Origin of the sequence: Calothrix anomala FACHB-343 (assembly GCF_014696435.1) — a bacterium.
In the GTDB taxonomy this organism is placed as follows: Bacteria; Cyanobacteriota; Cyanobacteriia; order Cyanobacteriales; family Nostocaceae; genus Aulosira; species Aulosira anomala_A.
The window spans coordinates 16,313-30,248 of sequence record NZ_JACJQG010000005.1; the positions used below are offsets into that span (position 1 = coordinate 16,313).

Genomic DNA, 13,936 nt, shown 5'->3' on the forward strand with positions numbered 1-13,936 from the left:
TTACGAATTACGAATTAATATAACTAGCGGGGTTTCAGAACAGTAATAGCGTAATTTTCTGGTTGTAGATACTTTTTAGCTAATTGTTGCAGTTCTTCGCCATCAAAAGATAGAACTTGTTGCGGATAGGTAACTGCTAATTCTGCCTTGGCAATTGTATTGTAGTAACCATACAGCCCAGTCAGTTGATTTGGCGTTTCTGTAGAAAAAGCATACTCATTACATAGTAGCCTGCGGGTACGCGCCAGTTCTTGCTGGGTGATTGGGGTATTTTGTAATTCTTCCAAATGATTGCGAATCAAGAACTCTACCTTTTCTAGGTGTTCTGGTTCCACCCAAGCAGTAATGGTAAATAAACTCGATTTTTGTTGTAAAGAAAAATTACTGCAAATCCCTTGGACTAATTGTTGTTCTTCCCGCAAATCCCGCACCAAACGCGAAGTTCTGCCTTCTGCAAGTAACACAGATAACATATCTAACCCATAGGCGGTACGGAGTTGTTCTACTCCTGGAGCGAGCCAAGCCATGAGTAAGCGCCCTTGTTCCAATCTGGGTAAATGCAGTTCTCGACGGTGAATTCCCTGGATAACTGGCTCTTGGCTAGGTTGAGATATGGGACAATCTAAGCGATCGGCAAAATTTCCAAAAGAACTATTAACTAAATCTAAGGCGGAATCTCGATCAATTCCGCCCACGATTACCACAGTCATATTTTCTGGTTGATAATGAGCGCGGTGAAAACAGCGCATAGCTTCTGGGGAATGTAGCATCAGTTCTTGCTCTGTACCCAGCACCGAACGCCCATAAGGGTGATTTTTATAAATACTTTGAATTAGAGATTGAAATCCTAACCAATCGGGATCGTCATGGTAAGAGCGGATTTCCTCTAAGACTACATCCCGTTCGCGGCTAAATTCATCTTCAGGAATCGCTGCATTCAGCAACATTTCCCCTAAATGGGGCAAAGTATCTTTCAGGTAAGCAGCAGCCGTTGTCAGGGAATAATGAGCATAATCGTAACTTGTCGCCGCATTACTCACGCCACCTTGATTTTCGATGTTATAATCAAAGACCCCAGGTGGTAAGTTTGTTGTCCCTTTAAAGATCATGTGTTCGAGAAAGTGAGCCATGCCAAACCAAGGTTCAGGCTCGCGGGTTGCTCCAGCACGCACCCACACATCCGCCACAACTACAGGGGTAGTTGGAATCTCTTGATGAATCAACGTTAAACCATTGTCTAGATTGACAACCGAGGCTGGAAACACGGTATAAGTGAGTTGTTGTTGTGACAATTTCTGTAGCTTTAACCACAATTTAACGCAATTTTGCAATCTTAACTCTGAAAGGGGCCTAATTCAGAATCAATTTATACAGAATTGGGTTTTTGGGCATTGGGCATGGGGCATTGGGCATGGGGCATTGGGCATTGGGCATGGGGACAAGGAGGACAATTGTACAGACAAGGGTTATCGCGTCTCTAACAAATGACAAATGACCAATGACAAATGACAAATAAATTAAAGCTCCCAAGGTTGAAATTTGACTTTGGGAGCTAAAAATTTTTAAGTTCACCGCGACGCCGTTTTACCTAAGTTTATGACCTGGTAAAACCAGGTGGGTATCTTTTGCCTCGTTTAAAGTTTCCGGGTACTTGCCCGGTCTACTGCCACGAGAACTGTCGATGCCCTTTTCTTTAAAGACATAGATCAAAAAACTTGATGGCAGTCACCAACGTCGTAGTGCAACTCACTCATTATAACCTTCAAAAGTTGTTGTGTGTTTCCTATAAAAATTTTCTCGTAAATTTACTCGGGATACCAGATAGACTCTATGGTACGAGCGATCGCTATTACCTCATCTCGGTCTTGACTATCAACTAAAACGGTTACGTGTCCTAGCTTTCGCCCCGGACGCGATTCTGTTTTCCCGTACCAGTGAATGTGAGCTTGGGGAATGGCGGCGATTTGTTGGCGTTGGCTTTGGTAGTCGCTGTGGGAGGTTTCGTAACCTAGCAGGTTTACCATCACAGCGCCTTGACTTTGCAGTGCGGTATCGCCTAAAGGTAAACCACAAACAGCCCTCAGGAGTTGTTCAAATTGGGAGGTTTCACAAGCATCTAGAGAAAAATGCCCCGAATTGTGGGTACGGGGAGCAATTTCGTTGACGAGGACTTTACCATCTGGGGTGAGAAATAGCTCAATGCCAAATACACCGACGACTTCGAGATTATTTAATAACGTGCGAGCGATCGCTTCTATTTCATCTGCTAAATTAGCTGTAATCTCTGCTGGTGCGATTACCCGGCGACATACCTGTTGTTCTTGTTGGGTTTCCACAACTGGATATGTCACCACCTCGCCATCTACAGAACGGGCGGCGATAATTGCCAATTCTCGCTCAAAGGGGATAAATTCTTCTATTAAATAAAGTTGGTTCTTGCTAGCTAGCTTTTGCTGTAAACTCTCCCAATCCTTAATAATAAAGGTACCCTGACCGTCATAACCGTGACGCCGAGATTTCAGCACTATTGGGTTTTTCTGGGGAAAACCTAAATGCGCAATTTTCCCTTGTAATTCTGTCGGTTGCTGAATTAAAGACTCATCCACAGCAAAAAACTGGGGAACAGGTAAGCCCAATTCTTGTAAATAGCAACGCTGGTGATATTTATCTAATAGGGGAGCTAAAGCCGCTAATCTGGGGCGAAAACACACACCTTGCTTTTCTAAGACAGATAAAGCTTCGAGATTGACAAATTCATTTTCAAAAGTAATGACATCACATTTTTGAGCTAACACCTCTGTAGCCTTCGCGTCATCCACCACAGCAAAAACTGTTTCTTGGGCAATATTGACGGCGGGATCTTGTTGACTGGGAGTTTGTACGATTAATTCTATCCCTAACTTCCTTGCACCATCCGCCATCATCCAGGCAAGTTGCCCGCCACCAATTATACCAACACGCTTCATTTACATCCTAGAGAATAACGAGTTTCGACACCAGTGTGAGAATTAACACCACTGGCTTTTTTGCAGAGTTCTTTAACCTGTGCCCCATCTAAAACTGCATCAGTGAAATCTGCATTGCTGATGTTCGCATCAGTAAATATGGTACGTAATAAAAGACTTTCTTTTAAAACGGCATCGCTCAGATCAGCTCCAGATAAGTTTACCTGATCCATTAATGCATTTGTTAAATCTGCCCCGTGCAAATTTGATTTTGTCATCGTCGAAGCGCTCAAAACTGCTCCGCGCAAATCTGCACCTGTAAAATTAGTCAATTCTAAATTGGCATTAGAAAACTCTGCTGCTTGCAAACTTTGTCCCGAAAAATCCCGTCTGGTTAATTGTGCATTGCTAAAAGACAGGGGATGAGTCCAGTCTGCGAGTGCAGGGGAAGCTGTGAATAGTACAACAATCCCCAAAATTAATGCCAACCCTTGCCGCCAAAACATATTTACTTAGCTCAATGTAGTGTCTAGGTCACTGCCTTTTAGCTTATCCCATTTTCTTGAAGAAGACAGAAGACAGGGGGCAGGAGGCAGAAGGTATTTTTCTTGGGGACTTTCAAACAAGTTCTTAAGGCTGACTGTTGGATGATTACAGCTATTTTCAGGTAAATAGACCACGCTGTAGGGGCACGGCACCAGTAAAATTATTGTATGTACCAAAATATTGTCGGTGCCGTGCCCCTACGACAGATGTAGTTTAAATAGGTGAAAACTGCTGTAAAGCTGACTGTTGGATGATCAAGGCTTATTGTACGATGGTGAAGACTTAGGGAACTACAAAAAATGAATCAATTCAAAATTCAAAATTCGCGTATTAAAGATAGCCACCAACGCTTGCGCGACTTGTGGGAGTATGTCACGGTTTCTACCGTTCGGCTGACGCTCTAGGCGTTGCCTACCTTGGAAAACAATGATTCTTTCACCCACCATTCCACTCGGTTTTGAACCTAGCTTTTTCCGATAAATACGCAGCCTGCAAAAGCAGGCTCTGTTCGTCAATTTGTATGGTAAATGAACAAATTTAAACTAAAATCTATCCGTTTCTTGTGTTGGCGCAACTGCTCCTGGCTGAGACATAAAGAAGTTTTGCGCAGCTTCATTTTGATAAATACATCTAATATCAGGTTTATCAGTATCTAAGTTACCTGTGAAACCAAAAGTATTCAAACGATTCTTACATTCTCTTACCTGATCGGATGTTACTAGCTTACGTTGTTCTAAAAGTGCCCAGTTATTTTGACGGAGAACGCATCCAGGACGCATACTAGGTTGAGCAACGTAGACATTAAATGGGTTAAGAGTTACAAACAGTCTTGCATCCATCACCATTGCGCTGGCTCCGTATTGTACGCAAATTTCAGGGTTTGGTGCTTTGGTATCAATAAATTCACGGGAAGCCACGTTAGATGGAGATAAAGTGGTTGTCGAGCTAAAAGCGATGCCAATTCCAATTCCCAACACAAACACACCCCCCAAAATTGCTATGGTGGTGAAGTTAAATATTGAAGATTGAAATGAAGATGATCGAGAACTATTAGCCGATCTACTAGTGGTTGTACGTCTCATTGTCGCTGGTTTACCTTCACGCCTCAGATAGCAGAGAGATGTTTATAGCGATCTCCCTCTTTAAGTATGCCGATTATTGGCAAGAATTGCCTGCAACTGCTCAAGTAAATTATTTCGTAAGTAAGATTTTAGCCTGTCATTGCAGCCCTAGAGCCAGTAACGACAGTTGCAGATTTTTGTTGATGTTTTTCCCATACAACCGAATAACGCCAAAACAAATGCTTTTTAAGTTGCGATCGCGTGAAAAAATGCTGGTAGATTTGTTTTGCTGGCGATCGCGTAATACCAATTTTATGTGAGGCTGCGCAGGCTAGATTATATGCATCTTCATAACCTCCATCGCGTGGAGCTATTCACTTGAAATTATAGTAATTATTTTTACCTCTATGCTGGGTTTTAATCCAGCGCGATCTCTGTTTTTGCACGCACATTCTTAAGGTAACTACCATCATCACTGGTATCCAATGCACCATGTAGAGGGAACCTTGAATAGTTGCCCATAATAAGGACAAGCCGCGTAAATTTTGGTATTGGTAAAGTCCAGCGATGAACGCTGATGTTAAAATTAAGCTCAGTATTGTCTGGAGCGGCCACAGCACGGGGCGATCGCTATAAAATATTGACCATAGTAAATCTGGGATTAAGGCTATTGGTAAGAGAAATTGTAATAGAAAAAATAATAATAAATCGATTTCTTTTTTCCAACCTAAAGTTAAAATTTGGGGAAAATAATCTAAGAAACGCTGATAGCCACCTTCCGCCCAACGACAATGTTGATGCCATAGTTGTTTCCAGGTAATGACTCCTTCTTCTTGAATCACTAAAGATGTGACAAACTCAATTTCACTACCTACTAAATAAAGTTTAAAACAGAAATCTAAATCATCAGTAACAGTGTCTTCATTCCAACCCTGACACTTTTCTATTAATTCTCGCCGCAATAACATACCATTTCCCCGTAACTCAGACATTCCGCCGACTGCAATGCGATGACTTTGCAGGAAACTATCACAAATCATTTCCATTTGTTGACAGCGAGTTAAAAAATTAGTATGTAAGTTAAATATTGATTTTCTCACTTGCACTGCACCAATACTTTTATTTTTAAATAAAGGTATTGTTCGCCGGAGAATATTTACAGGTAACTGGGCATCAGCATCACAAATTAATAGAATCTCGCCTTTTGTACAGGGAAAAACTGCGTTCAGTGCTGCTGATTTCCCATTGGTTAATTGGCGGCTAAAAACTTGTAAATTGGGAAATTGAGTTTGTAAATTGCTCAAAATAGCTGGCGTGTCATCAATACTACCATCATCAACAATCCAAATATCTAAGCGATCGCTAGGATAGTCTACATTAAATAAGCTGTGAACTAAATCTTCTAAAACTACACTTTCATTTTTTGCTGGAACTACAATTGATACTGGCGGTAGATAAGTATCGTTTTCCATGACTGGATTTGCTGGTTTTGTCATCAGCATTCGGAACATTTGCACAGTTAGCACCAGCGTTAATCCGACTAGTAGCCATTGCAACTCTGGTACTAAATGCAACAAACTTACTAAAGCAAAAATAAGTATAACTACTAAACTCGCTTGCAAACGGCGATCGCGATGAATGCCGATATCCTTACCATAGTGATAGATATTTCTTGACAATTTACACCAATTCTCCCAGTTAATGCCCAGATATAGTCTGAAAAACATGACATATTCTTAAAATACACGAGTAGGGGTGCAAAGCTTTGCACCCCTAAAGATGATTTTTTATTGGGCATGGGGCATTGGGCATTGGGCATTGGGCATTGATAGTTACTTATCTCTAGCCTCTAGCCCCTAGCCTCTGTTTTCAAGCTAATCTTTTAGCCTCGATAGTCTGGGGTAAACGTAAGGGTTCTGCTAAATCTGGAATTGCTAATTCCCAACCATTTGCTAAGGTGAAAATCTTTCCTTCATCTCCTATTGTTTGACTAACAACTTCTTCTTCTAAATCTTTTTTGGCAACATACACTACTAACTGTCCAGTAGCATTTTGACGCAGCATTACTTTCATTTAATTTCCTCTACAGCTTCTAATTCTTTTTTGCGACAACCAACAATCAAACCCTTTTCAATAAAATGCACTGCATATATATAGGAGTTTTGTAAAAATGTACCAATACTGATGATGTAGCCAATATCTCCTTTTTTTGCTAATGTTGCCCCAATTTCTTGCCCTGGGTATGTGCCATCATTACGGATTAACTTACGAGTTTTGACTTTAGTACCAATTTCAAAGGCTGGTGGTAAATCTAGTTCTAATTCATCTAATTGCATATCAAGCTAGCTTATTTAGGTTAACAATTGAAGTATTTCTTCAGCAAACAAACACATTAAACACTTTCTTCCCAGTCAACAGTCAACAGTCAACCGTCAACCGTCAACCGTCAACTGGTATTACTTTTGAGATGAAACTAAACTCAAAAGTTCTTCCATATCAAGGCTGCGTTTTTTCTCTACTGAATGTTGTCTGACTGCGTCTAAGACAGATTGGGTTTGTTCTGGATTTAAATCAATACCTTGTTGCTGTAACAACTTAGCTACCAAGTGTCTACCTGAATGTTTACCCACAACTAAGCGCCTTTCCCAACCGACTTCTTCCGGTGCAAAGGGTTCGTAAGTCACGGGGTTTTGCAATACGCCATGAGCGTGAATCCCCGATTCATGAGCGAAGGTATTTTCCCCAACAATCGCTTTCCAAGGCGGTACGTGACAACCGGATGCGGTAGCTACCATGCGAGATAGTTCTAACAAGCGGGTTGTATCAATTCCTAAATCAATACCTTGAATGCGTTTGAGCGCCATAACAACTTCTTCTAAGGCGGCGTTACCGGCTCTTTCCCCTAAGCCATTCACGGTGGTATTCACCGATAAAGCTCCCGCTTGTAATCCGGCTAAGGCGTTGGCTGTAGCTAATCCAAAATCATTATGGGTGTGCATTTCTAGGGGAATCGATAAATACGTCACCAATTGCTGAACTTTGGTATAGGTAGTAAAGGGATCGAGAATGCCGACAGTGTCGCAAAAGCGAAATCTGGAAGCACCCCATTCTTGAGCATTTAAGGCGACTTCTAAGAGAAAGCTGTCAGTGGCTCTGGAAGAATCTTCACCGCCTACTGCTACCCAAAGACCGCGATCGCGTGCAAAGCTAATAGCATCTTTGAGTTTGTCTAACATACAGCGCCATTGTCCGTGAAACTTCGCAGCAATTTGAATTTCTGAGACAGGCACAGATATATGTACGCGCTGTAAACCACAGTTAATAGAAGCCTGAATATCGCCAATATTTGCCCGATTCCAGCCTAATAGTTCTGCTTTTAAACCTAAGTTAGCAATTGCAGCGATCGCTTTTGTTTCTACTTCTCCCATTGCTGGGATACCAATTTCTAATTCAGCAATACCAATAGCATCTAATAATTGCGCGATCGCAACTTTTTCTTGAATATTAAAAGCAACACCCGCAGCTTGTTCCCCATCCCTTAGTGTAGTGTCATTAATCACGATCGCATTCATAATACACAACCCCTTGAGTCGCAATTTAGATTTTCGCTGAGTTCCTGAGTTTAATCATAGGTGTGTTGCTGGGTATTGGTATAGTGAATTAACTACAATTTACTTTTTGGCTTTGACCAACAAATAGCCAAAATAAGTATTTACCATTGCCGGAATAACTATCAAACTTATACCTGCCATTAATATTGTCAGCATCGTAGTTTCCTCACAAGGGATAGGTGATGAAAAAGTCTCTGAGCGGGAAAATTAAAATTGCCAAACTGAAACATCTTTTAATTAGTTCTTAACTATCAACTGATACAAAAAATGCTTGATGAACAATTATGAATTACCATTGCATATTTGCAATAGTAGTTAACAAATCTAGATGCTGAGATCATTTTGGGTGAAAGAGCGATCGTCAAGGCAACAGGAGGGAAGGGAAAGGGGGCACAGAAGAACAGAGGACAAGTAACTATTGATTATTGACAACTGACAGATTCCCAATGCCCATATTACTTATATCAGGTGCTTCTAACAACACCAGTACCTGTATTAGCTTGTACTCAATTCTTATAAATTCCGATAGGATCAGAATTTACACATTGAAAAAACTTTTTTCCATCTGAGGGTACTAGTATTTTCTAATTATGCGTACCGTATCTTAGAGGCGATAAATTGGTGGTGATTGACTCCAAAGAAAGCTTTACACCAAGTGCTTTTTGCAGTTATCTCTGTCATGAGTTTTTGAATATTTTTATATGTACTCATCTGTACTCATTTGTAATTGCAGAGATTTTTTATGGAAAAGTTTTTGTCTGTATATCCAGCTACAATCTAATATTTTTTGGCTAAGTTTTGGCAAAAAAATCGCCTTCTCTGTGCTGATATGAAACTTCAATGCTCGTATATCAAGTTCTATGAGCTTCTATTTCCTGTCTTTGTCCTAATTTAGGGGTCAGACCCATCATTTAACCAAGCTAGCTCGTCTGTATATGGAAACACAATTTTCGATAAAGTTATTTTAAGGATAGTTTTTTCCAGAGAAAAAGTGTTATTTTAGATACGGAATTGAATTTCGCTTAGCCACTGGGGTAGTGTTTGCTTACTGCTCCAGTTATTTCTCTCAAAAGAACGTAAGTAAGTAGCTCTCAAAAGAGCGATCGCAGACAATCTGAGTACAGATTGAACAACAGCAAAAAACAACTTAAATTACACTCAAACTCAAGCTAGTATTGAGTTACAGGCGAGTACAAAAATACTTGAACCCCTTCGTTATAAATACTCGTACCCCAGGGAATAAATACTAGTACCTATACCTAAAAAGTTTTTTAAAATCTCCATAAACCTTACTAATTCTGCGTTACAGATTTTGAGTACAAGAGTAATAAATTTAATAAATTATAAAAAACACCAGCAATTTCCGCCTTTCAAGTGACTGGTATAAATAAGACATGTATCGCTCAACACTTAAAGCACTAACACAAATGTATTGCTAAACACTTAAAAGCGATCGCTATCCAAGTTTGTAGCAATCATCTCTATGAATCAAAGTCGCCGCTTTAAACCCCAATTTACCCCAATCCCCTAGCTGGACAAATTAGCCGAAAGTCTAAGTTTATCCAACTAGAGTAGGCAATTTTCAGAGTACAACGCGACTTTAATTTCTGACTGAGAGCGAACAAAAGCATCTTGTATAACGCCAGTCCTTTATCCCCAAGGTAAGCGAAATTCAATGACACCACCACCTACAGGACTCCTAACATCAGCTCCCACGGAAACTAAAGCTAAATCTAGTAGTTGTGGTTGCAGTAGCAAAACTGATACCACAACTAGTTTAGATGAAAAAATGAAAGCGCGGATTGAAAAACATCCTTGCTATAGCGAAGAAGCACACCACCACTACGCTAGGATGCACGTTGCAGTTGCACCAGCTTGCAATATCCAATGCAACTATTGCAACCGCAAATATGATTGTGCTAACGAAAGCCGTCCTGGAGTGGTTAGCGAATTGCTCACACCAGAAGAAGCAGCACACAAGGTTTTAGTGATTGCTGGGAAAATTCCCCAAATGACAGTTTTGGGAATTGCAGGCCCCGGAGATCCCCTAGCGAATCCAGAGAAAACCTTCCGCACCTTTGAGTTAATTGCCGAGAAAGCGCCAGATATCAAACTTTGCCTATCAACCAACGGATTGATGCTTCCCGATTATGTAGATCGGATTAAACAACTTAATATCGATCATGTCACCATCACTATTAATATGGTAGACCCAGAAATCGGCGCGAAAATTTATCCTTGGGTTCACTACAACCGCAAACGCTACAGAGGGATTGAAGGTGTCCGCATTCTGCATGAAAAGCAGATGGAAGGATTGCAAGCTCTCAAAGAAGCAGATATTCTCTGCAAAGTTAACTCGGTGATGATTCCGGGAATTAACGACGAACATTTGGTAGAGGTTAACGAAGTTATTCGTTCCAAGGGCGCGTTTCTGCATAATATTATGCCCTTGATTTCTGCCCCAGAACACGGTACTCACTTTGGTTTAACTGGTCAACGCGGCCCCAATCCTAAAGAACTGAAGGCAGTACAAGATAAATGTTCTGGTAATATGAAAATGATGCGCCATTGTCGTCAATGTCGCGCTGATGCGGTAGGTTTATTAGGTGAAGACCGCAGTCAAGAATTTACCAAAGATAAATTCATGGAAATGGCTCCAGAATATAATTTGGAGCAACGCCAAGAAGTACATGCACAGATAGAGAAATCGCAACAAGAAATCAAAGCTACCAAACAAAAAGCTGTAGAGACGTTGCAAACAACAACTCTCAAGAACAGACCCAAAATCTTAGTTGCAGTCGCTACCAAAGGCGGCGGTTTAGTTAACCAGCACTTCGGTCACGCGAAAGAGTTTATGGTTTACGAAGTAGATGGTAGCAGCGCTAAATTTGTTGGTCATCGCAAAATTGACCACTATTGTCAAAGCGGATATGGTGAGGAAGCGACTTTAGACAACATTATTCAAGCTATCTCCGATTGTAAAGCAGTTCTAGTTTCTAAAATCGGTCACTGTCCTCAAGAAGAATTGCAGAAAGCTGGTTTACAGACAGTTGAAGCTTACGACGTAATCGAAAAAGTGGCTTTGGAATTTTACGACCAGTATATCAAGGGGTTAGAGAAAACTGTTGACTGTTGACTGTTGACCGTTGACTGTTGACTGCTTAAAAAGAGAATCATCATGGTTTACAAGATTACTAACCAATGTATTTCCTGTGGTCGCTGTGAATCTTCATGTCCCACTGGTGCTATTAAAATTATCGCAGGCGATCGCTACTGGATTGACTCTAGCCTTTGTACAAACTGTGTTGGTGCATATAGTGTAGCCCAATGTGCCGCCGAATGTCCGATACAAGATGGTTGCGTAAAAGCACTGACTGATTACTGGGAATCCTGGTTTGCTACTCACGACCGTTTAGTGGCGAAGTTAAAAGGAACTTACCAAGCAGATTACTGGGAACGCTGGTTTAATCTGTACTCTCAAAAACTTTCCGAGCAATTTTCTAAGCGTAAACAAGATGTGGTGAGTCTGGAAGCATGAATGTAATTTATTTAGATAATAATGCTACAACCAAGGTAGATGAACAAGTTATACAGGCAATGCTGCCCTACCTCACCGAGTTTTACGGTAATCCTTCTTCGATGCACAGCTTTGGCGGACAAGTAGGAAAAGCAGTTAGAGAAGCGAGAGCGCAAGTTGCAGCTTTGTTGGGTGCAGAAGATTCGGAAATTATCTTCACCAGTTGCGGTACTGAAGGTAATAATGCAGCTATCAAAGCAGCTTTAGCCGCCCAACCTGAAAAGCGCCACATCATTACCACACAAGTAGAACACGCAGCGATTCTCAATGTCTGCAAACAACTGGAAAAACAAGGTTATACAGTTACCTACCTCTCTGTAGACCGCAAGGGTCAAATTGATTTGATGGAACTAGAAGCCGCCTTAACTGGGAATACTGCTTTAGTTTCTACCATGTACGCCAACAATGAAACCGGTGTAGTCTTCCCCATTGAGCAGATTGGGTTGCGGGCGAAGGATGCAGGTGCTATCTTCCATGTAGATGCAGTGCAAGCTGTAGGTAAAATTCCCCTCAACCTCAAAACCAGCAGCATTGATATGCTCACCCTCTCCGGTCACAAACTCCATGCTCCCAAAGGTATGGGTGCGTTGTACGTCAGACGCGGTGTGAGGTTCCGTCCCCTGTTAATCGGCGGACATCAAGAACGGGGACGCAGAGCAGGTACAGAGAATGTTCCCGGTATTATTGGTTTAGGCAAAGCTGCGGAATTGGCACAGGTACATTTAAAAGATGTACAACGGGAAAAAGCATTACGCGATCGCCTAGAAAAAGGCTTACTATCTGCAATTCATGATACTGAAGTTAACGGTGATATTACGCAAAGATTGCCCAACACCACCAGCATCGGTTTCAAATATATCGAAGGCGAAGCGATTTTATTATCCCTCAACCAATACGGTATCTGTGCGTCTTCTGGCTCCGCTTGTACTTCTGGTTCTTTGGAACCCTCCCATGTTTTGCGGGCTATGGGCTTACCCTACACCACTTTACACGGTTCGATTCGCTTCAGTCTTTCACGTTACACCACTGAAGCCGAGATAGACCGAGTTTTAGAAGTAATGCCGCCAATTGTTGAACGTTTACGCGCTATTTCTCCCTTTAATAACGACCAAGCTGATTGGCTGCAAGGAAGGGAAGAGGCTTTGGCTCACTAAGAGAGCAGAGGGAGCAGAGGAAGCAGAGGGGCAGAGGGGGAAGTTTTACTTTATACCTAATGTCGAATATTCAATAATTCATACACAATCTAAAAGCGGTCATGTGGGATTATACAGATAAGGTACTAGAACTTTTTTACAACCCCAAAAACCAAGGTGCAATTGAAAATAGCGATGAGTCAGGTGTAGCGGTGGTTTTTGGAGAAGTGGGCAGTATTGCTTGCGGAGATGCTTTAAGACTGCACCTAAAAATAGAAGTAGACAGCGATAAGATTCTTGATGCTCGGTTTCAAACTTTTGGCTGTACCAGTGCGATCGCATCTTCTTCGGCTTTGACTGAGTTAATCAAAGGTCTGACCTTAGATGCAGCGCTAAAAGTCACCAATAAAGAGATTGCTGAATACTTAGGCGGATTACCAGAAGCTAAGATGCACTGTTCAGTGATGGGACAAGAAGCTTTAGAAGCAGCGATTTTCAAATACCGAGGTATTCCTGTAGTTGCCCATGACGATGATGAAGGTGCTTTAGTTTGTAGTTGCTTTGGCATCAGCGAAGCCAAGGTTCGCCGGGTGATTCAAGAAAACAACCTCACCACTGCGGAACAGGTAACAAGCTATATCAAGGCTGGTGGCGGCTGCGGTTCTTGCCTTGCTAATATCGATGACCTAATCGCTGCGGTGAAACAGGAATCAGCTGTTGGTACTAGCTATAAATTAAGTAACCAAATTGTGGCAAATATTGCCACTAATCAAGAGCAATCCCCAAGACCACTAACCACAGTCCAAAAAATTGCCTTGATTCAAAAAGTTCTCGATGAAGAAGTTAGACCACTGCTAATTGCTGATGGCGGAGATATTGAACTTTACGATGTAGATGGCGATCGCGTTCAGGTAGTATTGCAAGGTGCTTGTGGTTCCTGTCCTAGCAGTACCGCCACCCTGAAAGTTGCCGTTGAAGCCAAATTACAAGAGCGTGTTAGCCCAAGCTTACGAGTAGAAGCTGTTGACCCATTATTCAGCCTTGCTAAGGGTCGATAAACAAT

General features: G+C 41.6%; 13 protein-coding genes and 1 other RNA gene. 4 read left to right on the forward strand and 10 right to left on the reverse strand.

The genetic code is table 11. From position 1 onward, the window contains the following. Window positions 1–23: 23 nt before the first annotated feature. The 10 genes from H6G08_RS03645 to nifV all read right to left on the reverse strand — a co-directional run bounded on the left by H6G08_RS03645 (window position 24) and on the right by nifV (window position 8,124). Window positions 24–1,265 carry a M16 family metallopeptidase gene (locus H6G08_RS03645; RefSeq protein ID WP_190539057.1) on the reverse strand — a complete coding sequence of 414 codons (1,242 nt, stop codon included), beginning with the start codon at window positions 1,263–1,265 and terminating at the stop codon, window positions 24–26. A gap of 299 nt (window positions 1,266–1,564) precedes the next feature. After that, window positions 1,565–1,746, reverse strand: a non-coding RNA gene (gene ssrS / locus H6G08_RS03650) — 6S RNA. Between the two features lie 59 nt (window positions 1,747–1,805). Next, on the reverse strand, window positions 1,806–2,966 hold the full coding sequence (locus H6G08_RS03655) for a 5-(carboxyamino)imidazole ribonucleotide synthase (protein ID WP_190538929.1): 1,161 nt from the start codon (window positions 2,964–2,966) through the stop codon (window positions 1,806–1,808). Then, the gene (locus H6G08_RS03660; RefSeq protein WP_190538930.1) at window positions 2,963–3,451 is read right to left on the reverse strand and encodes a pentapeptide repeat-containing protein; all 489 of its coding nucleotides are present in this window, start codon (window positions 3,449–3,451) and stop codon (window positions 2,963–2,965) included. Before H6G08_RS03660 ends, H6G08_RS03655 begins: the two co-directional genes overlap by 4 nt. A gap of 582 nt (window positions 3,452–4,033) precedes the next feature. Next, window positions 4,034–4,573, reverse strand: coding sequence for a DUF3172 domain-containing protein (locus H6G08_RS03665; protein ID WP_190538931.1), 540 nt, complete (start codon window positions 4,571–4,573; stop codon window positions 4,034–4,036). A gap of 353 nt (window positions 4,574–4,926) precedes the next feature. After that, the gene (locus H6G08_RS03670; protein WP_242046054.1) at window positions 4,927–6,231 is read right to left on the reverse strand and encodes a glycosyltransferase family 2 protein; all 1,305 of its coding nucleotides are present in this window, start codon (window positions 6,229–6,231) and stop codon (window positions 4,927–4,929) included. Next, window positions 6,159–6,350, reverse strand: coding sequence for a hypothetical protein (locus H6G08_RS37315; protein ID WP_242046055.1), 192 nt, complete (start codon window positions 6,348–6,350; stop codon window positions 6,159–6,161). Before H6G08_RS37315 ends, H6G08_RS03670 begins: the two co-directional genes overlap by 73 nt. Before the next feature lie 71 nt (window positions 6,351–6,421). Then, complete coding sequence (gene nifT / locus H6G08_RS03675) at window positions 6,422–6,625, reverse strand: putative nitrogen fixation protein NifT (RefSeq protein WP_190538933.1); 204 nt, start codon at window positions 6,623–6,625, stop codon at window positions 6,422–6,424. Beyond that, entirely contained in the window at window positions 6,622–6,888 is a 267-nt protein-coding gene (locus tag H6G08_RS03680; RefSeq protein ID WP_096647218.1) for a nitrogen fixation protein NifZ, read from the reverse strand. The genes nifT and H6G08_RS03680 overlap by 4 nt, the downstream gene beginning before the upstream one ends. A 120-nt stretch (window positions 6,889–7,008) precedes the next feature. Next, complete coding sequence (gene nifV, locus H6G08_RS03685) at window positions 7,009–8,124, reverse strand: homocitrate synthase (RefSeq protein ID WP_190538934.1); 1,116 nt, start codon at window positions 8,122–8,124, stop codon at window positions 7,009–7,011. Window positions 8,125–9,838: 1,714 nt separating this feature from the next. Between nifV and nifB the strand changes: the two genes are divergently transcribed. The 4 genes from nifB (at window position 9,839) to nifU (ending at window position 13,931) form a co-directional block, all read left to right on the forward strand. Then, the gene (nifB, locus tag H6G08_RS03690; RefSeq protein ID WP_190538935.1) at window positions 9,839–11,299 is read left to right on the forward strand and encodes a nitrogenase cofactor biosynthesis protein NifB; all 1,461 of its coding nucleotides are present in this window, start codon (window positions 9,839–9,841) and stop codon (window positions 11,297–11,299) included. A 42-nt stretch (window positions 11,300–11,341) separates the two neighbouring features. Then, the gene (locus H6G08_RS03695; RefSeq protein WP_190538936.1) at window positions 11,342–11,701 is read left to right on the forward strand and encodes a 4Fe-4S binding protein; all 360 of its coding nucleotides are present in this window, start codon (window positions 11,342–11,344) and stop codon (window positions 11,699–11,701) included. Beyond that, window positions 11,698–12,894 (forward strand): cysteine desulfurase NifS, encoded by a 1,197-nt coding sequence (nifS, locus tag H6G08_RS03700; RefSeq protein ID WP_190538937.1) that lies wholly within the window; start codon window positions 11,698–11,700, stop codon window positions 12,892–12,894. The genes H6G08_RS03695 and nifS overlap by 4 nt, the downstream gene beginning before the upstream one ends. Window positions 12,895–12,995: 101 nt before the next feature. Next, on the forward strand, window positions 12,996–13,931 hold the full coding sequence (gene nifU, locus H6G08_RS03705) for a Fe-S cluster assembly protein NifU (protein WP_190538938.1): 936 nt from the start codon (window positions 12,996–12,998) through the stop codon (window positions 13,929–13,931). Window positions 13,932–13,936 lie beyond the last annotated feature (5 nt).

What these genes read in the sequence shown, in the direction of transcription:
- H6G08_RS03665 (WP_190538931.1), bottom strand. Translation starts at nt 4,573, where the DNA reads ATGAGACGTACAACCACTAGTAGATCGGCTAATAGTTCTCGATCATCT.
- H6G08_RS37315 (WP_242046055.1), bottom strand. Translation starts at nt 6,350, where the DNA reads ATGCCCAATAAAAAATCATCTTTAGGGGTGCAAAGCTTTGCACCCCTA.
- nifU (WP_190538938.1), top strand. Translation starts at nt 12,996, where the DNA reads ATGTGGGATTATACAGATAAGGTACTAGAACTTTTTTACAACCCCAAA.
- nifV (WP_190538934.1), bottom strand. Translation starts at nt 8,124, where the DNA reads ATGAATGCGATCGTGATTAATGACACTACACTAAGGGATGGGGAACAA.
- H6G08_RS03680 (WP_096647218.1), bottom strand. Translation starts at nt 6,888, where the DNA reads ATGCAATTAGATGAATTAGAACTAGATTTACCACCAGCCTTTGAAATT.
- H6G08_RS03660 (WP_190538930.1), bottom strand. Translation starts at nt 3,451, where the DNA reads ATGTTTTGGCGGCAAGGGTTGGCATTAATTTTGGGGATTGTTGTACTA.
- H6G08_RS03695 (WP_190538936.1), top strand. Translation starts at nt 11,342, where the DNA reads ATGGTTTACAAGATTACTAACCAATGTATTTCCTGTGGTCGCTGTGAA.
- H6G08_RS03655 (WP_190538929.1), bottom strand. Translation starts at nt 2,966, where the DNA reads ATGAAGCGTGTTGGTATAATTGGTGGCGGGCAACTTGCCTGGATGATG.
- nifS (WP_190538937.1), top strand. Translation starts at nt 11,698, where the DNA reads ATGAATGTAATTTATTTAGATAATAATGCTACAACCAAGGTAGATGAA.
- nifT (WP_190538933.1), bottom strand. Translation starts at nt 6,625, where the DNA reads ATGAAAGTAATGCTGCGTCAAAATGCTACTGGACAGTTAGTAGTGTAT.
- nifB (WP_190538935.1), top strand. Translation starts at nt 9,839, where the DNA reads ATGACACCACCACCTACAGGACTCCTAACATCAGCTCCCACGGAAACT.